The sequence below is a fragment of the Haemophilus sp. CCUG 60358 genome, from assembly GCF_001679485.1.
GTDB lineage: Bacteria > Pseudomonadota > Gammaproteobacteria > Enterobacterales > Pasteurellaceae > Haemophilus_D.
In genome coordinates this window covers 1-22,455 of record NZ_LZOZ01000001.1, presented here as the reverse complement: position 1 = coordinate 22,455, position 22,455 = coordinate 1, and the positions used below count along the sequence as shown (strand labels likewise).

Annotated in this window: 18 protein-coding genes, 2 tRNA genes and 2 rRNA genes; 11 read left to right on the top strand and 11 right to left on the bottom strand. The window is 39.4% G+C overall.

Features of this window, described 5'->3' with window-relative positions; all coding sequences use genetic code 11:
• Positions 1-10 precede the first annotated feature (10 nt).
• Together yqfB and A9500_RS00105 are read right to left on the bottom strand one after the other, a co-directional pair.
• Positions 11-319: a N(4)-acetylcytidine aminohydrolase gene (gene yqfB, locus A9500_RS00110; RefSeq protein WP_065243447.1), complete on the bottom strand. Its 309-nt coding sequence runs from the start codon at positions 317-319 to the stop codon at positions 11-13.
• Between the two features lie 164 nt (positions 320-483).
• Complete coding sequence (locus A9500_RS00105) at positions 484-915, bottom strand: DNA polymerase III subunit chi (RefSeq protein ID WP_065243446.1); 432 nt, start codon at positions 913-915, stop codon at positions 484-486.
• Between the two features lie 238 nt (positions 916-1,153).
• Between A9500_RS00105 and fumC the strand changes: the two genes are divergently transcribed.
• Positions 1,154-2,548, top strand: a complete 1,395-nt coding sequence (fumC, locus tag A9500_RS00100) for a class II fumarate hydratase (RefSeq protein ID WP_065243445.1) — start codon at positions 1,154-1,156, stop codon at positions 2,546-2,548.
• Between the two features lie 112 nt (positions 2,549-2,660).
• A complete protein-coding gene (locus A9500_RS00095) occupies positions 2,661-3,263 on the top strand; it encodes a chalcone isomerase family protein (protein ID WP_054418949.1) in 603 nt (200 codons plus the stop codon).
• Between the two features lie 38 nt (positions 3,264-3,301).
• On the opposite strand, the gene A9500_RS00090 is transcribed toward A9500_RS00095, so the two are convergent.
• Positions 3,302-4,201 carry a RimK family alpha-L-glutamate ligase gene (locus tag A9500_RS00090; protein WP_065243444.1) on the bottom strand — a complete coding sequence of 300 codons (900 nt, stop codon included), beginning with the start codon at positions 4,199-4,201 and terminating at the stop codon, positions 3,302-3,304.
• A gap of 130 nt (positions 4,202-4,331) precedes the next feature.
• Between A9500_RS00090 and A9500_RS00085 the strand changes: the two genes are divergently transcribed.
• Positions 4,332-4,595 carry a GrxA family glutaredoxin gene (locus A9500_RS00085; protein WP_005695639.1) on the top strand — a complete coding sequence of 88 codons (264 nt, stop codon included), beginning with the start codon at positions 4,332-4,334 and terminating at the stop codon, positions 4,593-4,595.
• A gap of 56 nt (positions 4,596-4,651) precedes the next feature.
• Here the strand turns inward: A9500_RS00085 and A9500_RS00080 are convergent, their stop codons facing one another.
• The 6 genes from A9500_RS00080 to rsgA all read right to left on the bottom strand — a co-directional run bounded on the left by A9500_RS00080 (position 4,652) and on the right by rsgA (position 12,895).
• On the bottom strand, positions 4,652-7,678 hold the full coding sequence (locus tag A9500_RS00080; protein ID WP_065243443.1) for a glycoside hydrolase family 2 TIM barrel-domain containing protein: 3,027 nt from the start codon (positions 7,676-7,678) through the stop codon (positions 4,652-4,654).
• A 121-nt stretch (positions 7,679-7,799) separates the two neighbouring features.
• Entirely contained in the window at positions 7,800-8,999 is a 1,200-nt protein-coding gene (gene manA, locus A9500_RS00075; protein WP_065243442.1) for a mannose-6-phosphate isomerase, class I, read from the bottom strand.
• Between the two features lie 72 nt (positions 9,000-9,071).
• Positions 9,072-9,572: a PTS glucose transporter subunit IIA gene (gene crr / locus A9500_RS00070; protein WP_049374055.1), complete on the bottom strand. Its 501-nt coding sequence runs from the start codon at positions 9,570-9,572 to the stop codon at positions 9,072-9,074.
• A gap of 59 nt (positions 9,573-9,631) precedes the next feature.
• Entirely contained in the window at positions 9,632-11,359 is a 1,728-nt protein-coding gene (gene ptsI / locus A9500_RS00065) for a phosphoenolpyruvate-protein phosphotransferase PtsI (protein WP_065243441.1), read from the bottom strand.
• A gap of 78 nt (positions 11,360-11,437) precedes the next feature.
• Positions 11,438-11,695 (bottom strand): phosphocarrier protein Hpr, encoded by a 258-nt coding sequence (ptsH, locus tag A9500_RS00060; protein WP_065243440.1) that lies wholly within the window; start codon positions 11,693-11,695, stop codon positions 11,438-11,440.
• A gap of 162 nt (positions 11,696-11,857) precedes the next feature.
• On the bottom strand, positions 11,858-12,895 hold the full coding sequence (gene rsgA, locus A9500_RS00055; protein WP_054418540.1) for a small ribosomal subunit biogenesis GTPase RsgA: 1,038 nt from the start codon (positions 12,893-12,895) through the stop codon (positions 11,858-11,860).
• 75 nt (positions 12,896-12,970) lie between these two features.
• On the opposite strand from rsgA, the gene orn reads away from it, so the two are divergent.
• From orn to glnE, 8 genes are all read left to right on the top strand, one after another.
• A complete protein-coding gene (gene orn, locus A9500_RS00050; RefSeq protein ID WP_049370207.1) occupies positions 12,971-13,519 on the top strand; it encodes an oligoribonuclease in 549 nt (182 codons plus the stop codon).
• 93 nt (positions 13,520-13,612) lie between these two features.
• Positions 13,613-13,688: transfer RNA gene (locus A9500_RS00045), tRNA-Gly, on the top strand.
• Positions 13,689-13,708: 20 nt separating this feature from the next.
• Positions 13,709-13,784 (top strand) — tRNA-Gly (locus A9500_RS00040).
• A gap of 115 nt (positions 13,785-13,899) precedes the next feature.
• Positions 13,900-14,370, top strand: a complete 471-nt coding sequence (gene tsaE, locus A9500_RS00035) for a tRNA (adenosine(37)-N6)-threonylcarbamoyltransferase complex ATPase subunit type 1 TsaE (protein WP_065243439.1) — start codon at positions 13,900-13,902, stop codon at positions 14,368-14,370.
• Positions 14,371-14,381: 11 nt separating this feature from the next.
• The gene (locus A9500_RS00030) at positions 14,382-15,995 is read left to right on the top strand and encodes an N-acetylmuramoyl-L-alanine amidase (RefSeq protein WP_065243438.1); all 1,614 of its coding nucleotides are present in this window, start codon (positions 14,382-14,384) and stop codon (positions 15,993-15,995) included.
• 8 nt (positions 15,996-16,003) lie between these two features.
• Complete coding sequence (mutL, locus tag A9500_RS00025; RefSeq protein WP_065243437.1) at positions 16,004-17,851, top strand: DNA mismatch repair endonuclease MutL; 1,848 nt, start codon at positions 16,004-16,006, stop codon at positions 17,849-17,851.
• Position 17,852: 1 nt separating this feature from the next.
• Positions 17,853-18,806 (top strand): tRNA (adenosine(37)-N6)-dimethylallyltransferase MiaA, encoded by a 954-nt coding sequence (gene miaA, locus A9500_RS00020; RefSeq protein WP_065243436.1) that lies wholly within the window; start codon positions 17,853-17,855, stop codon positions 18,804-18,806.
• Positions 18,807-18,809: 3 nt separating this feature from the next.
• Positions 18,810-21,743 (top strand): bifunctional [glutamate--ammonia ligase]-adenylyl-L-tyrosine phosphorylase/[glutamate--ammonia-ligase] adenylyltransferase, encoded by a 2,934-nt coding sequence (gene glnE / locus A9500_RS00015; protein ID WP_083180169.1) that lies wholly within the window; start codon positions 18,810-18,812, stop codon positions 21,741-21,743.
• 168 nt (positions 21,744-21,911) lie between these two features.
• Here glnE and rrf read toward each other — a convergent pair.
• Positions 21,912-22,027, bottom strand: a 5S ribosomal RNA gene (gene rrf, locus A9500_RS00010).
• A gap of 146 nt (positions 22,028-22,173) precedes the next feature.
• Positions 22,174-22,455, bottom strand: a 23S ribosomal RNA gene (locus tag A9500_RS00005); the annotation flags it as partial.

Sequence of the window (22,455 nt, the reverse complement as noted above, 5' to 3'; positions counted from 1 at the left end):
GATATCTTGGTTACTTAATTAGGTCAAACTCAATCACCCAAAACTCATTTTCATTGGGATAAATTGTTTTAATCACTTCTCGCAATTCTGACAAGCTCATATTTTCCTGAGCTGCGTGCTGTTCTGTGAGATTATCGAGCATGATCGGCGACACTCTTAACACTTCAATCGTGCAGAAATATTGATTATCTTCAAATCGACCAACACGTAAAATATCACCTGCTTTAAAATGGCTTTCGGATTTATCTCGAATGGTGATGGTTTTACGCCCAGTGAGAATATCGGCTTCGAAGCGTTGATAAAAGGTAATATCGTTCATAAAGTGCGGTCAATTTTTAAGTATTTTTGTAACCATCCCCTCTTTGGCAAAGAGGGGTTAGGGGAGATTCGGCAGAAGTTATATCAACCTCATAAAGAAATTCACGCTTGTTATCAAATCTCCCCCAGCCTCTCTTTTCTAAAGAGGGGGTTTTTTTTATATCGTTATACCTGCTCCGTGCTCAACGTCCAGCCTAACTGTCTCAGTTGTTTATAACGTTCACGCGCTTGAGCTTTTTGTGTTTCTTCTACCGGTACAAAATCAATTAATTGTGTAAAACTGTGGCTAAAATCCGGCACTTCCATTTGTAAATTGATCAGCAAATCTCGACGCTGGGCATTTCGTTTGCCTTTCCAACTAATCTCAATTGGCGGGGCATATTGTGTTGCTTCGCCTGAAAGATTATGAGGAACAAACTCATTCGGATCCCGTTGCCATAATGTTTCATCAATTAAAAATGCTTGCTCTTCTGTTTCACAAGCGATTAACACTCGCTTGCCTAAACGCCACGCTTGAGCGGCAAGATCACAGGCAAGTTGCTCAACTGTTATCTTCTTTTCTGGATTTAAGAGATAAAATTGTGCGTTTTTTGCCATGATTGCGACTTCTCCATTTATCGTTTTATAAACTGGCGGATTTTATCAAAAAAGCACTAAAAAATAAATCATCAACAAAGTGATTAACGCAAATAGAAAAAACACGGAAATTTTTTACCGCACTTTTATGATCTACATCACAAAAGTAACTTTTAACCTTTATGTTACATTCCATTCATAACTCGCAGGTGTTAGAATTTTCAAGATTTATTTTTATTTTCGATGATAGGAGTATCACATGGCATTTCGTATTGAAAAAGACACTATGGGCGAAGTTCAAGTTCCTGCAGACAAATACTGGGCAGCACAAACCGAACGTTCTCGCAACAACTTCAAAATTGGTCCGGCAGCTTCTATGCCGCACGAAATTATTGAAGCGTTCGGTTATTTGAAAAAAGCCGCTGCTTTCGCAAACTGTGATTTAGGTGTATTACCTGCAGAAAAACGTGATTTAATCGCAACCGCCTGTGATGAAATCCTTGCAGGAAAATTAGACGACCAATTCCCGTTAGTCATTTGGCAAACCGGTTCAGGTACACAATCAAACATGAACGTGAACGAAGTGGTGGCAAACCGTGCTCACGTTTTACATGGTGGTAAATTAGGCGAAAAATCCTTCGTTCACCCAAATGATGATGTGAACAAATCACAATCTTCAAATGACACTTTCCCAACTGCAATGCACATTGCCGCATACAAAAAAGTGGTTGAACACACCATTCCTTGCGTAGAACGTTTACAAAAAACTTTCGCTAAAAAATCTGCAGAATTTAAAGATGTGGTAAAAATTGGCCGCACTCACTTAATGGATGCAACTCCATTAACATTAGGTCAAGAATTCTCTGCATACGCCGCACAATTAGATTTCGGTTTACGTGCACTAAGAAATACCCTTCCACACTTAAGCCAATTAGCACTTGGTGGTACTGCTGTGGGTACTGGTTTGAACACACCAAAAGGCTATGATGTGAAAGTAGCAGATTACATTGCAAAATTCACTGGCTTACCATTTGTGACTGCAGAAAACAAATTTGAAGCATTAGCCGCACACGATGCGATTGTGGAAACTCACGGTGCAATTAAACAATTAGCGATGAGCTTATTCAAAATTGCAAACGACATTCGTTTATTAGCCTCTGGCCCGCGTTCTGGTATCGGTGAAATCTTAATTCCTGAAAATGAACCAGGTTCTTCAATCATGCCAGGTAAAGTGAACCCAACTCAATGTGAAGCGCTAACCATGGTGTGTGCACAAGTATTCGGTAACGATACCACTATCGCATTTGTTGGCTCACAAGGTCACTTCCAATTAAACGTATTTAACCCTGTAATGGTGGCGAATTTCTTACAATCGGCACAATTATTGGGTGATGCTTGCGTATCATTTGATGAACACTGCGCAACCGGTATTCAACCAAACTACCCACGCATTAAACAACAATTGGAAAATTCATTGATGTTAGTGACCGCACTTAATACACACATTGGTTACGAAAATGCAGCGAAAATTGCGAAAACTGCACACAAAAATGGTACAACTCTACGTGAAGAAGCGATTAACTTAGGCTTAGTTTCAGCCGAAGATTTCGACAAATGGGTTCGTCCAGAAGATATGGTGGGTAGCTTAAAATAAACTCAGCCAATAATTTGGTGTCAAAGGCAGGTCTATCCTGCCTTTTTATTTGTGTTTTTTTAAAGGGCTTTTTTGTTATAATCACGGCAATATTTTTGACATGAAAAAAACTATGAAACTGAAATTTATTATTGCTGCCATTTCAGCCTTATTTTCCACCGCACTTTTTGCCCAATGGCAACCGGTCGGCAATGCTGAATACACATGGGGGCCATTCCATGTTTATACTGTCGGCTTATATTCTGAAACGGGTTCCTATGAAAAAAATGAACGTCCGTTAATGTTTTCGATTAAATATGAAAAGCCAGTAGAAGGAAAAAACTTCGCCATTGCTTTAACCAAAGAAATGGAATCACAAAATTTGAGTAAAGATGACACCACGGCATGGCTCAAAAAAATGCAGGAAATCTTCCCTGATTTTTCACCAAACGACATCTTAAATTTTGTTGCCTTAGCGGATAAAGGCTATTTTGTATTAAATGACACCGTGTTAGATCACGAATTCGATCAAAAATTTACACAAGCGTTTATTGATGTATGGCTTTCAGATAAAAGTAGTTTTATCAAATTACAACCGCAATTATTAGGTAAAGAAAAACCGGCTCACGATAGCAAAGAATTTCAACATCAACCGGCAAGCGAGCCTTTTGATGAAGAAAATACGATGCCGGAATTACCGCCAAATTACGATTTTAAACAAGACGCAAAAGGATAAACAACAAGGGCGAACATGATATAGTTCGCCCTTTTCTTTTATTGCTTCACTTGCTGTTCTAAAAACAAGATCATCTGTAATGCAATATCAATGCCACTGGTTTTCTCAATCATTTCTAACCCCGGGCTAGCATTCACTTCAAGCACCAATAACCCTTCTTTTGAACGAATCAAATCAACACCGGCTACCGCAAGCCCTAAAGCTTTAGTGGCACGAATGGCGATGGATTTTTCCTCTTCAGTGAGTTTAATTTTTTCTGCTGTGCCACCACGATGAAAATTTGCACGAAACTCGCCATCTTGTCCAATACGCTGCATTGTGGCGACGACTTTATCACCGATCACAAAACAGCGAATATCTGTCCCTTTTGCCTCTTCGACAAAATCTTGCAATAAAACAGACACATTCGCATCTTTTAACGTTTCTAAAATACTGACCGCACTTTGTGGACGTTCAGCCAAGATCACCCCAATACCTTGTGAGCCTTTTAAGGTTTTAATAATCATTGGAGCGGTTGTTTGCTTAATGGCTTGTTTTGGCTCAACTTCACAACCTGATAAGACTGAATTTGGCACGGCAATGCCTTGTTCCAATAACATCTGCAAACTGCGCCATTTATCGCGAGCGGCTAAAAATGCTTGTTCTTTATTAAGGCAATAGACGCCTTTTCCTTGTAAATGACGCAATACCGCACAGCCCATTTGGGTGCTTGTCGTCCCAAAGCGTGGTAATACAGCATCATAATCAGGCAATAAATAAAGCTCACTTTCTGCATTTTGTTGATAATACAAAGAAAAGTGCGGTTGATTTTTATCAAGTTTTAAAATGCAACGATTAGGATCCAAAATATCCATTTGATGCCCGCAACTTTCTGCTGCTTCTTTTAAACGCTGGCAGCTATAAAGGCGAGGCTCACGGCAAAGCATCAATAATTTCATTCAGTTATACCCTTAGGAAAAGAGGAGTTGATATATTACACCAATCACAATAATCCTGAAAAATGATTTCTGCTTTTGTGGAAATAGAGTAAAATCATTAGGAGTTTTGTTTAAATAAAAGGAAAATTTTATGTTCGTAGTTATTTTTGGTCGTCCTGGCTGCCCTTATTGTGTACGTGCAAAAAACCTTGCTGAAAAATTAAAAGGTGAAGTAGCGGATTTCGATTATCGCTATGTAGATATTATCGCTGAAGGTATTTCTAAAGCAGATTTATCAAAATCTGTCGGTAAAGAAGTGGAAACTGTGCCACAAATTTTTATCGATGAAAAACCAATCGGCGGTTGCACTGATTTCGAAGCATTAATGAAAGAACAATTTAACGTTGTTGCTTAATTTTTGCTAAAAACATAAAAGTGCGGTTAATTTCAACCGCACTTTTTTATTTCATCTTAGTTAATTTGTAGCGAGATCGACCAATCCCACTCCGTTTCATTCAAACGATATTGTTCTTTTAATACAGGTCCACAAGAGTTGGATCCTACCCCACTCATTTTATAATCCACACACAAGATCGTACTGCCACTTTTCTCCAAATCATATTGGTGCTTTTTACTGCCCAATTCTTCTTGAGAATAAGGCGAAACATTCATGCTAAAAGGCACATGACTTTGCACGATAAAACAATCAGCCGAATTCGCCACCTTCACTTCACGACAACCATAGTGACTGCCATTTTCTTGCGGCTTTAAATAAGGTACATGATTACTTTCTGGTATTGTCTTATAACGACCGAAAGCCGTGGCGTGATGTTTATCTAGATAACTTTCCGTTGGACCATAGCCTACATACTCCACTTGGTTAAATCCTTGATTAAGGAAGAAACGCAAACCAAAGCGTGGTAAGAATGGCAAGTGCGGTTGTTTTTCAGCATGAATATTGATGCGAAGTAATCCATTTTGCTCAATACGATACACCACATGCAATGTCAGAATTCGCGCTTTTGATACGGCAACCAATCCTAATTTAAAGGTAATTTCAACCGCACTTTCCTGCTCAGTTACACGGTAATCATAGACTCGACTCGTCGCACGATCGTAACCTGCTGCAAGCCAATGTGCTTTCATTAAACTATCATTATCTAAAGGCGCTCGCCAAATATTAAAATCGGCAGCTTGATTCAACCACGGCTCGCCCGCTTTGCGAATTTGTTGAATAGTGCCTTTATATTGATCAAACTGGTATTCAATATCTGCCACTTTAACTAAAATTAAATTGGCATGTTCTGAAACAGAAATCGGTTGGAGATTTGATTTGAGCTCATCAGCGAATAAATGAGGTTGCTCCGACAAAATAATCTGATCAAATCCTAAACTGTGCCCTCGGGGAATCAAGCCCGTTTCTGTTTTTTGATAATAGGTCAATGTTAAAACTTGTAATGAACCGTTACTTGCTGGCAATGGTAAAGGCAAAAGAGCGGTTGATTTTGGTGCTATTTTTAAATTCTCAATTTGGCCTTCTTGTACAACCGAAAAATCCTCGGTGATTTGATAATGAATCGAAATAGCCTCTGCCGCATCCGTAAAATCCAAATAATTTTTGAATTCAACATGACCATTTTTTAATGCAGCGCGAATTGGACGATACACATTCTTGTATTCCAACAAATTGCTTTGAATTTGACGGTCTGCCGTCACCAATCCATCAGCACAAAAATTACCGTCATTCGGTATGTCATTAAAATCTCCGCCATAGCCCATCTTGCTTGAATTTGGCAAATAAGGGGAATGATTGCACCACTCCCACACAAAGCCACCACAAGCGCCTGCATATCGTTCCATCGCTTGGAAATAATCTTCTGTGTCTCCGCAAGAATTCCCCATCGCATGCAAATATTCACAGAAAAGATACGGCTTTTGATTTTGGGCATCGGCAAAATAAGCATCCAATTCTTCCGTACTGGTATACATTTCGCTATGAAAATCTAAATTGGATGTGTCATTTTGATGGGCTGAATGTTGAAAGATCGCATTTTCATAATGCACTAAGCGACTTGAATCGCGCTGTTTCACCCAAGCGGCAGCTTGCTCAAAGTTCTCGCCGTAGCCACTTTCATTTCCCAATGACCAAATCACAATAGAAGGACGATTTTTATCTCGCTCAACATTGGCATAAGTGCGGTCTAAAATGGCTTGATTAAATTCAGGGCTTCGAGCCATATAGCAATAATTGTCGATTGTTTTTTGACGAATTGCTTCATGATCAATCTCTGTTTTTACCCCTAACAAAATACTTGTTTCTGGCGACTCCACATAGACTGCATTCGTACCGTGCGATTCAATATCACTTTCCGCAATCACATAAAAACCATATTCATCACACAATTCAGTAAACCAAGGTGCATTAGGATAATGCGCTGTGCGAATGGCATTAAAATTATGCTGTTTCATTACGCGTAAATCTTGCAATGCTTGTTCGCGGCTGATGGCATAACCGGTTTTCGGATCACTATCGTGACGATTAATGCCTTTAAACTGAATCGCTTGCCCATTAAATAACATTACGCCATTCTTCACTTCGATATGACGCAAGCCAACCTTTTGGCAAATCACTTCTGATCCATATTGCAAAATCAACGTGTATAAACATGGGTTCTCAGCATGCCATAATTGGGCGTTTTCAATTTCATCATGAAATGCATGCCCTTTTTGTTCAATTATCAATTTGCCTTGAGGATCAAATAATTGCCAAGAAATGGATTGTTCGCATTCTGCAAACTGGCAGATTACATACAATTGAGCCTTGGTAAGGTCTTGATTAAATTGTGTTTGAATGAAGAAATCTTGTAAGTAATTTCTTTCTCGCGCTAACAGATAAACATCTCGAAAAATGCCGGACATTCGGAATTTGTCTTGATCTTCCAAATAACTGCCATCACACCATTTCAACACGAGAACATGTAAGTGATTTTTCCCTTGTTGCAAAAAGTCAGTAATATCAAATTCGCTAGTGCAATGACTAATTTGGCTGTAGCCTACAAATTGGTGATTCACATAGACAAATAAGCAGCTGTCTACCCCTTCAAAATTTAAGAGATACCGTTTTTCGGCATTGATTTCAACATTAAAAACGCGATGATACAAACCACAAGGATTCTCAATGGGCACATAAGGCGGATCAAAAGGGAAAGGATAATTTACGTTGGTATATTGATGATTATCGTAACCATGATTTTGCCAATTTGAAGGAACGGGGATTTTATCTGTAAATGAAATATGAAGGAAATCTTGAGGCAAGTGAGTATAGCTTTCAAAATAAGCAAAATCCCATTCGCCATTTAGTAAGGTAAAATAAGGGGAAAATTCTCGTCTCTTTTTGACCGCACTTTCTGCTGAAGAAAAAGGAATAAAATAAGCATGATGAGGTGTGGTATTCACATGCAAGGTTTGCGGATTTTCAAAATAGCGAGGCAACGACATAAAAACTCCCAATGCAATTTAGACACATAAAAAAGGGCGCCTGAATGACGCCCACTATACCTAAAATCTTCGACTAATCTAGTGATAAGTTCACAAATCGTGATACTTATCACATTAATTTTTATGGCAATTTTGCCAAGAAGGCATAACCGCCTTTTTCACTCATTATTTCAACATTAGAATCCGCTGTAATGAATGCTGATTCACCTTGTTTTAAGGTAAGTGCGGCTGATTTTTCTTGTGTTTTTAGCTCGCCTTGCATCACCAAAAAAATACCTGCACTTTGAAGATTCACTTTAGTATGCTGTTCTGGTTCAATACGAATTTGAGCTAAAGCAAAATCTTTTACTGGCGTTTTATAAGTAAATTCTGACTGATTTTGAGGTGCTGCTGAGATAATTTGAGGTGTTACTTCACGACAATCCACAATTTTTAATAATTCGACAATATCGACATATTTTGGTGTTAAGCCACCACGAATCACATTATCGGAACAGGCCATTAACTCCACGTTTTGTCCGCGAAGGTAAGCATGAGGAATACCCGCATCTTGGAAAATGCCCTCTCCTTCTTTTAAATGCACAATATTAAAGAGATAAAAACACACCAAGCCGGCATCTAATTTTTCAGGCAAAATTGCCATGGCTTCCATGGTATAAAGCATCCAATAATCAGGATTATGTAGCGTCAACTCACCATTTTTATAAGGCTGTTGATTAGCTTCAATAATAGGTAATAGCCAATTTGCGAGCGTTGATTGATCCGCCAACATTACATCCGCATAAAATTCAGCAAGGCTTTGTGTGCTTAGTTTTTCAGCCAAAGGTTGCAAAGAGGGGCGTGCATTTAATGTGGCAAGAATTTGAGATTTTGTTTTAAAACCATGTAAAAGCCAGAAATCAGATAAAGCAATCATCATTTCTGGTTTGTGATTTCGATCTTTATAAGTCCGCGTACCGTCTGTTAATACCACGCCTTTTGCATTCTCAGCCTCAAAGCCCTTTTCAGCTTGCGCTTTAGTTGGATGCAATTGAATCGACAACGGCTTTTCAACATCTAAAATCTTTAATAAATAAGGGAGTTCATCACCAAATTGCTGGCGGCTAGCTTGCCCAAGTGCGGTCGGATTTTTCGATAAAAATTCAATAAGGGATTGTTTACCTGTTACATTCTCAATTTCAGAAGGTGCTGATGGATGTGCGCCTAACCACCACTCCGCACAAGGTTGATCTTTCGCTGAATTTAATCCAATCAATGATGCAATATAGTTTTTTCCGCCCCAAGCATAATGCTGTACTTGGCCAGTTAATCGATAAATCATTTTTACCTTCTTTAAAAAGAATAAGGATAAAAAAATCCGCTCATTTAAAGCGGATCTTTTAGTCAGTAAATCTTATTTTGTTAAACTTAAAACAACAGATTCTCCAGCAATCACTTCACCCGATTTTTTCTCGATAGATGAAATTTCATCCATGTTAGAGATAACAACTGGTGTTAAAACTGATTTTGCTTTTGACTCTAATGTTGCTAAATCAAATTCGATTACTGTGTCGCCGCGTTTTACGCTTTGACCTTCGTGTGCGATGCGAGTGAATCCTTCACCTTTTAATTCAACGGTATCAATACCGAAGTGAACGAATAATTCAACACCCTCTTTTGATTCCATTGAAAACGCATGGTTGGTTTCAAAAATTTTACCAATTACACCATCAACAGGCGCCACAATTTTGTTACCTGTTGGGCGAATCGCGATACCATCACCCACGATTTTTTCAGAGAAAACAACATCTGGTACATCTTCGATATTCACAATCTCACCAGAAAGTGGCGCATAAATTTCGACTTCCACTGTTTTGTTTTCTTTTGAACCAAATAATTTGTCAAATAAGCCCATTTTAATCTCCTATCTATTAAAGATGGCTAGTATTTTAACGTAAAACTCTGTTTTTGTATCTAGTTTAACGATTTTTCTGCTAAAAAAGCTTGAATTAATTGCTCAATTTCAGCAGCGGTTGGTTTTTGTAATGCTTCATCAGCTAAGGCTTTCACCTCTTGATAATTCACATGACGAATTAATTTTTTAATACGTGGCACAGAAATTGCACTCATACTAAATTCATCTAAGCCCATACCGAGTAACAATAAGGTTGCTCGTTCATCACCGGCTAACTCACCACACATACCTGTCCATTTACCTTCTGCATGAGAAGCATCAATCACTTGTTTGATCAAGCCTAGTACTGAAGGAGACATTGGATTGTATAAGTGAGAAATTAATTCATTACCACGGTCAACGGCTAGCGTATATTGCGTTAAATCGTTTGTACCAATACTAAAGAAATCCACTTCTTTCGCTAAGAATTTCGCATTCACCGCTGCAGATGGTGTTTCAACCATGACACCCACTTGGATGTTTTCATCAAAAGCTTTACCTTCTGCACGCAATTCTGCTTTTAAGGTTTCAAGCACTGATTTTAATTCACGAATTTCTTCTACCGAAATAATCATCGGGAACATTACAGCAAGTTTACCAAATGCAGACGCACGTAATACGGCTCTTAATTGTGCATGTAAAATTTCACGACGATCAAGGGCAATACGTACTGCTCGCCATCCAAGGAATGGGTTCATTTCTTTTGGTAAATTTAAATATGGAAGCTCTTTGTCACCACCGATATCCATGGTACGTAATACCACTAGACGCCCTTCCATTGCTTCAACCACTTCTTTATAAGCAATGAATTGCTCTTCTTCGCTCGGTAATTGATCACGATCCATAAAGAGGAATTCTGTACGGTATAAACCTACCCCTTCTGCACCATTACGATGTGCACCTTCGCAATCACGAATCGTACCAATATTCGCTACTACATCGACTTTATGACCATCAAGGGTCACAGCTGGTAAATCTTTTAATTTCGCTAATTCTGCTTTTTCTTCAGCGAGTTTTGCTTCTAAGGTTTTTAATTCATCAATTTCAGCTTGAGTCGGATTCACGTAAACACGGTTGTTTACCGCATCCAAAATAAGATAATCACCGGTATTCACTCGCGCTGTGACATCATTTGTCCCTACAATGGCCGGCAATTCAAGTGAACGAGCCATAATTGAGGTGTGAGATGTTCTACCACCAATATCCGTGATAAAACCTAATACTTTTTCTAAGTTTAATTGAGCAGTTTCTGATGGGGTTAAATCGTAAGCCACAAGGATGGACTCTTCGGTAATATCACCAAGATCCACAATATGCATGCCTAAAATATTTTTGATTAAACGATTACCGATATCGCGAATATCACCCGCACGTTCTTTTAAGTATTCATCATCAATTTCAGACAACATTTCAACTTGTTGATCAATGATTTTACTTGCAGCGACACTGGCATTCACTTTGTGTGAACGAAGATAATCAAGAATTTCTTCTTCTAATTCTTCGTCTTCAAGGATCATTAAATGGCCTTCAAAGATCGCCGCTTTTTCTTCACCTAAAGATTTTAATGCGCGTTGATGAATGGAATTAAGTTGCTCAACAGCAGCTTCACGACCCGCATAAAAACGAGCGACTTCTGCGTCGATTTGATCTTCTGAAATTTTTTGGAAATCCAGAACAATTTTTTCTTCTTTTAATACTAAAGCTTTACCAAAAACGATACCTGGCGATGCTGGGATACCTGTAATCATAATTTTACATTCCGAAATAATTTATTAAAGGCTAAATAAACAATAGCCACAGAATAGGAATCCTGTGGCTATCGTCAATTATTCTAAAGTAGGAATTAATGCTACTAAATGTTCAACGGCTTTTTGTTCGTCTTCACCTTCAGCCGAGATGGTGATTACAGTTCCTTGCGTCAAACCTAAGGTTTGTAGCTTAAATAAGCTTTTCGCACTTGCACTTTTTCCACCAGAAGTGACTGTTACATCAGAAGCAAAGGCTTTCGCTTCTTTAACAAATTGCGCCGCTGGACGGGTGTGTAAACCATTAGGGGCTGTAATTTCTACATCTTTTGAGAACATAATGTTACCTCTATTTAATAATAGTAAAATTTAAGCAATTTAATCTATAAATCGTTGGTAGTATCGCTATTAAATGCCCAATAATCAAGGCAAAACACAAAAAAAATTGAGCTACATCACAAAATTTAAACGTTTGCATACCTAATTTGAGTAAAAGATATACTACGCAGAAAAATGGCGTTGTGATTTCGTCTCACTCAAGCTTTCAATGAGGCGATGATAATTCTCATAGCGTATCGGTGAAATCCGACCTGCTTCAACAGCCTCACGTAATGCACAGCCAGGATCGTTCAAATGTTTACAATCACGGAACTTACACGTGCCTAAGACATATTGAAATTCACGATAGCCTTTGGTGATTTGATCAGGCTCCAAATGCCATAAACCAAACTCACGAATCCCTGGTGAATCAATCAAATTGCCGCCTTGTGGCAAATGATATAAACGAGAAGAAGTTGTGGTATGTTGACCCAAGCCTGAGGTTTCACTAATACCGCCTACTTGTGCATTGACTGTCGGTAAAATATGGTTAATTAAACTGGATTTGCCTACCCCAGATTGCCCCACAAAAATGGATGTGCCATCACTTAAAAGTGCTGTCAATTTTTCCATATTTTTTCCGGTTTCAGCAGAAATGATGATGGTCTGATAACCAATATCACGGTAAATCTGTAATTGGCTTTCCACTTCCTGTTCTTGCTCAGCATTCAGTAAATCGCCTTTATTCACCACAATGACAGGTTCGATCCCCGCATTTTCACACACCACTAAATAACGATCGATAATATTGAGTGAAAGTACCGGCACCACCGCAGAAACAATAATAATACGATCGATATTGGCCGCTATTGGTTTCAGCCCATCATAGTAATCTGGACGAGCAATTTCGTTTTGTCTTGGGTGAATGGCTTCAATCACGCCACTCACACCTTGGAGCTGTTCATTGCCTTGTCGCCAAATCACTTTGTCTCCAACCACGAGACTAGAAAGTGTACGACGTAAATTACAACGGAAAATTTCGCCTTGTGCATTTTCCACATCTGCATGAACTGAGTAACGCGTAACGACTACCCCATCTTGGCTTTCGCCTAGCATATCATCTTGCCATTCCACTTCTTTCTTCTTGTGGCGATGCAAGGCTTTCGCGTTATTTGATTGAATTCGACGAGTTTGATTTTGCGTTAGTTTACGTTTGCTCATAAAGTGCGGTCGTTTTTTCCGATGTTTTTCGTTAAAATAAACGGGATTAAAAATGTTTATAGGATACCTTATATTATGCAATTAGATAAACAAAATCTGATTTGGATCGATTTAGAAATGACCGGATTAGATCCTGAAAAAGAACGCATTATTGAAATCGCAACCATTGTGACAGATAAAGATCTCAATATTTTAGCTGAAGGACCTGTGATTGCAGTTCATCAAAGTGATGAATTATTAAACAAAATGTCGGAATGGTGCGTAAAAACCCACACAGCAAATGGCTTAGTTGACCGTGTTAAAGCGAGCAAACTCACTGAACGTGCAGCAGAATTACAAACATTAGATTTTTTAAAACGCTGGGTGCCGAAAGGTGCTTCACCGATTTGTGGCAACAGCATCGCACAAGATAAACGCTTTCTTTATAAATATATGCCTGATTTAGCGGATTATTTCCACTATCGCCATGTGGATGTCAGCACATTAAAAGAATTGGCTTCTCGCTGGAAACCAGAAATTTTAGACGGGTTCAAAAAAGGCAATACTCATCTAGCCCTTGATGATATTCGTGAATCAATTAAAGAGTTAGCTTACTACCGTGAGCACTTTATTAATCTGGGTTGATGAAAACTTAGGCAAACTCAATCATTTGCGAAATCTGCGCTTGCGTTGAATAAATTTTTTCGTATAATGATGCCTCATTCACCAATGTGAAATGCGGGAATAGCTCAGTTGGTAGAGCACGACCTTGCCAAGGTCGGGGTCGCGAGTTCGAGCCTCGTTTCCCGCTCCAAATTTTCACATGAATGCCCTGCGGGAATAGCTCAGTTGGTAGAGCACGACCTTGCCAAGGTCGGGGTCGCGAGTTCGAGCCTCGTTTCCCGCTCCAAATTCTTAATCCGTTGCTGAAAAGCAGCGGATTTTTTATTGTATTTTCCCTACATATTCCCTTCAAAATACGATAAAATCCCCCAGAAACTTTAACCTAAAAAATCACTCTAATAATGACCGAATTAACCCAATACATTCCTGATGAAGGCACGATGCTCCGTTTTGGTAAAAAACTCGCAGAAGTGCTTGTAAAACAACCGAAAGATAACGCTATTGTGCTTTATTTTAATGGCGATCTTGGTGCGGGAAAAACCACCCTGACTCGTGGAATGGTGCAAGGTTTAGGCTACCAAGGCAATGTCAAAAGTCCTACTTATACCTTAGTGGAAGAATATAACATTGCAGGAAAAATGATTTATCACTTTGATTTATATCGTCTTGCCGATCCTGAAGAATTGGAATTTATGGGTATTCGTGATTATTTCAGCCAAAATTGCATCTGCTTAATCGAATGGGCAGAAAAAGGTGAAGGTATCTTGCCTGGAGCTGATTTATTGGTGAATATTGACTATTACGACGATGCTCGCAACATTACGCTAATTGCTCAAAACTCAGTGGGCGAGCATATTCTGACACAACTATAAAATTGATTTACATGAAAGCAAAATTTTCGTTTCTTTTTGGAATATTTTCTCTAATTTCTACCACCGTATTTGCTGCCCCACAATGGACAATTGCTATTGATCCTGGCCACGGCGGTAAAGATCCCGGTGCTATCGGAAAAAATCTCGGCATTTATGAAAAAAATGTCACCCTTTCGATTGCTCGAGAATTAAAAGCCTTATTAGATAAAGATCCTAATTTCAAAGGCGTCTTAACACGCAGTAGCGATTACTACATTTCTGTACCAGAACGCTCTGAAATTGCACGTAAATACAAAGCAAATTTTCTCGTGTCTATCCATGCCGACTCCTCTCTTAATGCAGACCAACGTGGTGCATCTGTTTGGGTGCTATCCAATCGCCGTGCCAACGATGAAATGGGTCAATGGTTAGAAGACGATGAAAAACGCTCTGAGCTTTTAGGTGGTGCAGGAAAAGTACTTTCCAATAACAATGACAAATATTTAGATCAAACTGTACTCGACCTGCAATTTGGTCACAGCCAACGCACAGGTTATGAACTCGGCAACAGTATTTTACGTCGCTTTGCTCGCGTGACCTCATTAAGCCGCAGCACACCACAACATGCAAGCCTTGGCGTATTACGTTCACCCGACATTCCTTCTGTTCTGGTGGAAACAGGCTTCCTTTCCAATATGGAAGAAGAACAAAAACTGAATACCATTGCTTATCGTCGTCGTATTGCTTATATGATTTATGAAGGCTTAGTCGCTTATCGCAATGGTAATTTAAAATCGATTGCTGTTCCACCTAGTGATGAGCAAGACAGCAAATCTACAAAATCAAACGACAAAAATAATGAAAAATCAGACCGCACTTCCGATGTGAAAGACAGCGGTATTCGCCATAAAGTGAAACCAGGTGAAAGCATTGGTAGCCTAGCAAATAAATATGATGTCAAAGTCAGCGAAATCATTGAGTTAAATAAACTGAAACGCAAAGAACTTTGGCTAAATGAAACCATTAAGATTCCTGATAATGGCAAAGTCAAAAAAGCGGAAGAACCAACTAAAAAAGAAGAGAAAAACATAGAAAAATCAGACCGCACTTCCGATGTCAAAGACAGCGGCGTACGTCATAAAGTAAAACCAGGTGAAAGCATTGGTAGCCTGGCAAACAAATACGATGTAAAAGTCAGTGAAATTATTGAGTTAAATAAACTAAAACGTAAAGAACTCTGGTTAAATGAAACCATTAAAATTCCGGATAACGGCAAAGGCAAAAAGGTAGAAGAAAAACCTAAATCAGATGATAAAGCCAAAGCCGATAACAAAGGAAAAAACAGCAAGATTGTTGAAGCTGAAAAAGCGGTTTCTAAAAAAGATAAAAAACAAGAAAAAACCGAGAGTAAAAAAGAGCCTGAGAAAAAAGACAACGATAAAAAAGACACTTCTTCAAAAGGGAATGAGAGGAAAGATAATGGCAAGAAAGAAATCCCACTTTACCATACGGTGAAAGCCGATCAAACTATCTATGCCATCTCTCGTGAATACAATGTACCGGTTAATCATCTTTTAAAACTGAATCCAACATTGAAAAACGGCAAAGTCGTGACTGGGCAAAAAATCAAACTTAAAGAAAAATAAGGAATCCTATGGCAATCAAAATTCTTTCTCCACAACTGGCTAATCAGATTGCCGCAGGTGAAGTGGTCGAACGCCCTGCTTCTGTGGTGAAAGAATTGGTGGAAAACAGCCTTGATGCCGGTGCCAATAAAATTCATATTGATATTGAAAATGGTGGCGCCAGCCTAATTCGTATTCGAGATAATGGCAGTGGTATTCCTAAAGAAGAATTAAGTCTCGCACTCGCTCGACATGCAACCAGTAAAATTGCCGATCTTGATGATCTCGAAGCCATTTTAAGTTTAGGTTTCCGTGGTGAAGCCCTTGCCAGTATCAGCTCAGTTTCTCGTCTAACCCTTACCTCTCGCACAGCAGAGCAAAATGAAGCATGGCAAGTCTATGCGCAAGGGCGAGAGATGGAAACCACAATTAAACCTGCTTCTCACCCTGTTGGTACAACGGTTGAAGTGGCTAATCTCTTTTTCAACACGCCTGCTCGCCGTAAATTCTTACGCACTGATAAAACAGAATTTGCTCATATAGATGAAGTCATTCGCCGAATTGCTTTAGCAAAATTCAATATTGCTTTTACGCTCACACATAACGGCAAAATTATTCGACAATATCGTCCTGCAACGAATGAAGAACAACAGCTCAAACGTGTTGCCGCCATTTGTGGCGATGATTTTGTGCAACATGCCTTACGCATTGATTGGAAACATGATGATTTGCATCTTTCTGGCTGGGTGGCGACACCTGAATTTACACGTTCTCAAAATGATTTGAGCTATTGCTATATCAATGGACGAATGGTGCGCGATAAAGTGATCACCCACGCCATTCGTCAAGCTTATGCGGAGCATTTGCATACTGAGCAATACCCTGCATTTGTGCTATTTATCGATCTCAATCCACATGATGTCGATGTCAACGTGCATCCAACAAAACACGAAGTTCGTTTCCATCAAGCGCGTTTAATTCATGATTTTATCTGCCAAGGTGTAACAAATGCACTCAATGCCATTCCTCAAGCTGAATTGGATTTAGCGCCAGCGATAAATGAGGCAAGAGAGCCTTCAGCTTCGTATCAAACGCACTATGAAACAAAACCCAATCGTGCAGCGGCAGGGCAAAATATTTTCGCCTCAAATTATCATCAATCTCGTGAAAAACAATCGGAAAATCGACCGCACTTTTCAAACCGTAGTAAATACCTTCCGTCATATAGTTATCGCGAACAACCTACAAAGACGGAACAACGCTTATATGGTGAATTAGTACGTCCTGCGGAAAATTCTCAAGTTTTAACAAAACCTGTCGTTGAACAACAACTCCCACAGACAAGTGAAACAGGCTATTTACGCGCATTAGCATTAATTGAAAATAAAGCATTGCTTTTACAACAAAATCAGCAGTTTTATTTGATGTCATTAGCTAAATTGCAAACCTTAAATTATGAATTAACCTTACAACAAGGTGAAGTTTCACAACAGCCATTGCTCATTCCGATTATTTTTCGCTTAGATGAAAAACAATTTGAACAATGGCAAAAACAAAAAGCTTTTTTCCAACAAAGTGGTTTTGAATTTATTGAAAATGAAGCCCAGCTACGCCTCACATTAAACAAAGTGCCTGCGGTTTTACGTACACAAAATTTACAAAAATGTGTGGTGAGCCTACTTGCTAAACATGTAGAAAATATGCCTGATTTTCTGACCGCACTTTGTCATGTGCTAGAGGTGAAACCGATTCAAGTATTAGCAGATGCAGTCAGCTTATTAAGTGAAACGGAACGCTTACTGAATAAAGCTCATCAAGAGAAATTTAATACATTACTGAAACCGATTAACTGGCAGCCCTTTTTAACTGATTTGTAATATGACACAAAAAACTGACTCCAAACCAACCGCACTTTTTCTGATGGGACCGACGGCCTCAGGAAAAACGGATCTTGCTATTCAATTACGTCAAAGCCTGCCAGTGGAAGTGATCAGTGTCGATTCTGCATTAATTTATAAAGGTATGGATATTGGTACGGCAAAGCCTTCTAAAGAAGAACTAGCCCTTGCCCCTCACCGCTTAATTGATATTTTAGATCCCGCTGAAAGTTATTCTGCGATGAATTTTCGTGACGATGCGCTCAGAGAAATGGCCGATATTACCGCGCAAGGCAAAATTCCGCTTTTGGTTGGCGGCACCATGTTGTATTACAAAGCATTGATTGAGGGACTTTCCCCCCTTCCATCTGCTGATGAAAAGTTACGATTAGAGATTGAAGAAAAAGCGCAAAAACTTGGCTGGCCAGCACTTCATCAAGAATTACAAAAAATTGATCCTATTTCGGCAGAGCGTATCAACCCAAATGATTCACAGCGTATTAATCGTGCATTAGAAGTATTCTATTTAACGGGCAAATCATTAACAGAATTAACCGAACAAAAAGGCGAAGAATTGCCTTATCAATTTTTACAATTTGCTATTGCACCAGAAGATCGTTCGGTACTACATCAACGTATCGAACAACGTTTTCATAAAATGATCGAATTAGGTTTCCAAGAAGAAGTGGAAAAACTCTACCAACGAGAAGATCTCCATCCAGATTTGCCTTCTATCCGCTGTGTGGGCTATCGCCAAATGTGGGAATATTTACGTGGTGACTATGATCATGAAGAAATGGTCTTCCGCGGTATTTGTGCAACTCGACAATTAGCCAAACGACAAATCACCTGGCTACGCGGCTGGAAAACACCATTAAATTGGCTAGATAGTCTACAACCGCAACAGGCCAAAGAAATCGTACTACGCAAGATTGACGAACATTTTAAGGGGTAAATTATGGCGCTTTCACTTCCGCTTTCGACTGAAAAACTCATTCAACTTGGCGAAGTGCTTTGCCAACATTTCCCTGAAATGAATCTTGATGAAATAACCCAACAAATCGAGCGGGACGCGACAGATTTCACGACACCAATCGGACAAATAAACTATGCCATCAGTCTGTCTGATTTCTTGGAAAAAGTCTTAAAAAAACAACCGCACTTTTTAGCCCAATGGTGGCAAACACCTCCTCAATTTTCAGATTGTCAACATTATACTAGCCGTTTAGCTGACCAACTCTCCACTATCCAAAACGAAGAACAGCTTTACAAAACGCTACGAAATTTTCGTAATCAAGAAATGGCAAAACTTAGTTTCTGTCAAAGCTTGAATCTTGCCACCGTAGAAGAAATTTTTATTCGTCTTTCTCAACTTGCTGAGAGCCTTATCATTGGTGCGAGAGATTGGCTGTACAAACAAGCTTGCGAAGAAATGGGCACGCCTTGCGATGAAAATGGCAACCCACAGCAACTCTATATTCTTGGCATGGGAAAATTAGGTGGTTTTGAACTAAATTTCTCCTCTGATATTGATTTAATTTTTACTTACCCTTCACAGGGAGAAACCATTGGTGCAAGACGAGCCATTGACAACGCCAAATTTTTTACCCGTTTAGGACAACGTCTGATCAATGCTTTAGATCAATTCACGCCAGATGGTTTTGTCTATCGTACGGATATGCGCCTTCGCCCTTTTGGTGGCAGCGGGGCTCTTGCCTTAAGTTTTTCTGCAATGGAGCAATATTACCAAGATCAAGGGCGAGACTGGGAACGCTATGCCATGATAAAAGGGCGTATTTTAGGCGCAGATGAGCAAGATCCCAATGCAAAAACCTTACAACAATTACTTCGCCCCTTTGTTTATCGCCGTTATATTGATTTTAGTGTGATTCAAGCATTACGTGAAATGAAAGGTAAAATTGAGCGTGAAGTGCGTCGTCGTGGCTTAAAAGACAATATTAAGTTAGGCGCAGGCGGGATTCGAGAAATCGAATTTATTGTACAAGTTTTTCAGCTAATTCGTGGTGGACGAGAGATCAAACTCCAACAACATGAATTGCTTAAACTTCTCCCTGAAATGCGAGATCTCGGTTTAATTACGCCTCAACAATACCGTGAATTAAGAGAAGCTTATATCTTTCTACGACGTACAGAAAATGTGCTTCAGGCCATTGATGACCAACAAACGCAACTACTTCCAACAGATGAAGAAAATCGCCTTAGATTAATGGTCGCTTGTCGAGAATACACTTATTTAGATGAGAACAATCAGGCTACGATAAAATCTTATCCAATTGAAAACTGGGATGATTTCTATCAAACATTACAGGCACACCAGCAAAAAGTGCGGTCAGTTTTTGATGTATTAATTGGTGAAGAAAAAGATGAACCTAACGATGATAATAATCAGTGGATTGATTTTTTAGAAGGTGATCTCGATGATATTGAACAAATGCTAGTCGATAATCACATTGATGAAGACGCGATTTCCGATATCTTAGATAAACTTATTCAATTTAAAGATGGGCTTGCGCGCCGGGTTATTGGCTCTCGAGGTCGAGAAGTTTTAGCTCACTTATTGCCAAATATCTTCACCCAAATATTTAAACAAAAAAATTACCGCACTTTATTGCCACGCATCCTCAATATTGTCGATAAAATTGCGAGTAGAACGACTTATTTGGAATTGCTCTTAGAAAATCCTCAAGCCATTGAGCAGCTTATTGAACTATGTTCGCAATCACAGATGATCGCCGAACAAGTGGCTCGCCACCCTATTCTACTCGATGAATTACTAAATACTGAGGCACTACGTAATCCATTACCGTTCACACAGTACCCTGATGAATTGAAGCAATATATGCTGCGATTACCGCAAGATGATGAAGAACAATTTATTGACGGTTTACGCCAATTCAAACAGTCCATTTTATTACGTGTTGCAGCCGCCGATATTCTCGACGTATTGCCTGTTATGAAAGTAAGCGATCATCTCACTTATCTGGCAGAAGCAATCATTGATGCCGTTGTCAATTTTGCTTGGCAACAAGTCAGTCAACGATTTGGGATCCCCGAACATCTTGTAGATAAAACTGAAAAAGGTTTTTTAGTTATTGGCTACGGCAAATTAGGCGGAATTGAACTCGGTTATAAATCTGATTTGGATTTAGTCTTTTTATATCAAGCTGTTGAAGGAGTGACTGTTGATGGGAAGAAGTCCATTGATAGCAATCAATTCTATTTAAGATTGGCTCAAAAAATTGTTAGCATTTTTAGTATGAACACCAGTGCAGGCGTACTTTACGATATTGATATGCGATTACGTCCTTCAGGCGATGCGGGCTTATTAGGCTGTTCACTTCAAGCATTTGAAAACTATCAACTCAATGAAGCATGGACTTGGGAAAAGCAAGCGCTTGTCCGTAGCCGTGCTATTTTTGGTGAAACTGAATTAAAAGCAGAATTTGAAAAAATTCGCTGTAATGTACTTTCTGCTCAAAGAGATATTAATCAGCTAAAAATTGAAGTAAGAGAAATGCGTGAAAAAATGTACGAATATTTATCTCATACAAAAGACGGCTTTTTTAATATCAAAACCGATCGTGGCGGTATTACTGATATTGAATTTATCGCCCAGTATCTGATGCTCGCGAATGCCCCAGCTAATCCAATATTAACAAAATGGTCTGATAACGTCCGCATCTTTGATTCAATGGCTGAGTATCACATTATTTCTCTAACTGAATGTGAAAAGCTCAAATCCTGCTACGTGACACTACGTAATAAAATTCATCATCTGAACTTATTAGGAAATCCTGTTATTGTTGATGATTCGGCGTTTGCAGAAGAAAGAGAGTTTGTTTGTTCTTTCTGGAATAAGCTATTTTCTTAAAAAGATTAAAGGAGTCTATCCCCAGATATTTGAGATAAACTCCTTTTTATATATTCTCTACGTAAAAACAGCCTAACTTTCTACCGCGCTTATAGTGTCAAAGTAATCTTTAACAAAACTCCATAGACAAAAACCCCAAGCCATTTAGCTCGGGGTTCTACATTCAGTACCTGGCGGTGTCCTACTCTCACATGGGGAAGCCCCACACTACCATCGGCGCATCGGCGTTTCACTTCTGAGTTCGGTATGGGGTCAGGTGGGACCACCGCTCTATCGCCGCCAGGATTATTCCTTTAATAACTTTTCTATTTTCTCTCTGCTCCGCTATCTCTAGCGCTCACAACCAAACAAGCTGATTCACTTCAAAACTTTCTCTTTCTTCTCTGAGTTCGTTTTGTATACCACAACACCCAAAACCCTTGAGCGTTGTATAGTTAAGCCTCTCGGGCAATTAGTATCTGTTAGCTCAACGGCTCGCACCGCTTACACACCAGACCTATCTACGTCTTAGTCTTAAACAACCCTTACAGATTTGTAATCTGGGAGAACTCATCTCTTGGCAAGTTTCGTGCTTAGATGCTTTCAGCACTTATCTCTTCCGCACTTAGCTACCCGGCAATGCGTCTGGCGACACAACCGGAACACCAGTGGTGCGTCCACTCCGGTCCTCTCGTACTAGGAGCAGCCCCAACCAATTCTCCAACGCCCACGG

Bases quoted from the DNA above. Each gene is read 5' to 3' on its own strand.
- yqfB (WP_065243447.1), bottom strand. From the start codon at position 319: ATGAACGATATTACCTTTTATCAACGCTTCGAAGCCGATATTCTCACT.
- A9500_RS00105 (WP_065243446.1), bottom strand. From the start codon at position 915: ATGGCAAAAAACGCACAATTTTATCTCTTAAATCCAGAAAAGAAGATA.
- fumC (WP_065243445.1), top strand. From the start codon at position 1,154: ATGGCATTTCGTATTGAAAAAGACACTATGGGCGAAGTTCAAGTTCCT.
- A9500_RS00095 (WP_054418949.1), top strand. From the start codon at position 2,661: ATGAAACTGAAATTTATTATTGCTGCCATTTCAGCCTTATTTTCCACC.
- A9500_RS00090 (WP_065243444.1), bottom strand. From the start codon at position 4,201: ATGAAATTATTGATGCTTTGCCGTGAGCCTCGCCTTTATAGCTGCCAG.
- A9500_RS00085 (WP_005695639.1), top strand. From the start codon at position 4,332: ATGTTCGTAGTTATTTTTGGTCGTCCTGGCTGCCCTTATTGTGTACGT.
- A9500_RS00080 (WP_065243443.1), bottom strand. From the start codon at position 7,678: ATGTCGTTGCCTCGCTATTTTGAAAATCCGCAAACCTTGCATGTGAAT.
- manA (WP_065243442.1), bottom strand. From the start codon at position 8,999: ATGATTTATCGATTAACTGGCCAAGTACAGCATTATGCTTGGGGCGGA.
- crr (WP_049374055.1), bottom strand. From the start codon at position 9,572: ATGGGCTTATTTGACAAATTATTTGGTTCAAAAGAAAACAAAACAGTG.
- ptsI (WP_065243441.1), bottom strand. From the start codon at position 11,359: ATGATTACAGGTATCCCAGCATCGCCAGGTATCGTTTTTGGTAAAGCT.
- ptsH (WP_065243440.1), bottom strand. From the start codon at position 11,695: ATGTTCTCAAAAGATGTAGAAATTACAGCCCCTAATGGTTTACACACC.
- rsgA (WP_054418540.1), bottom strand. From the start codon at position 12,895: ATGAGCAAACGTAAACTAACGCAAAATCAAACTCGTCGAATTCAATCA.
- orn (WP_049370207.1), top strand. From the start codon at position 12,971: ATGCAATTAGATAAACAAAATCTGATTTGGATCGATTTAGAAATGACC.
- tsaE (WP_065243439.1), top strand. From the start codon at position 13,900: ATGACCGAATTAACCCAATACATTCCTGATGAAGGCACGATGCTCCGT.
- A9500_RS00030 (WP_065243438.1), top strand. From the start codon at position 14,382: ATGAAAGCAAAATTTTCGTTTCTTTTTGGAATATTTTCTCTAATTTCT.
- mutL (WP_065243437.1), top strand. From the start codon at position 16,004: ATGGCAATCAAAATTCTTTCTCCACAACTGGCTAATCAGATTGCCGCA.
- miaA (WP_065243436.1), top strand. From the start codon at position 17,853: ATGACACAAAAAACTGACTCCAAACCAACCGCACTTTTTCTGATGGGA.
- glnE (WP_083180169.1), top strand. From the start codon at position 18,810: ATGGCGCTTTCACTTCCGCTTTCGACTGAAAAACTCATTCAACTTGGC.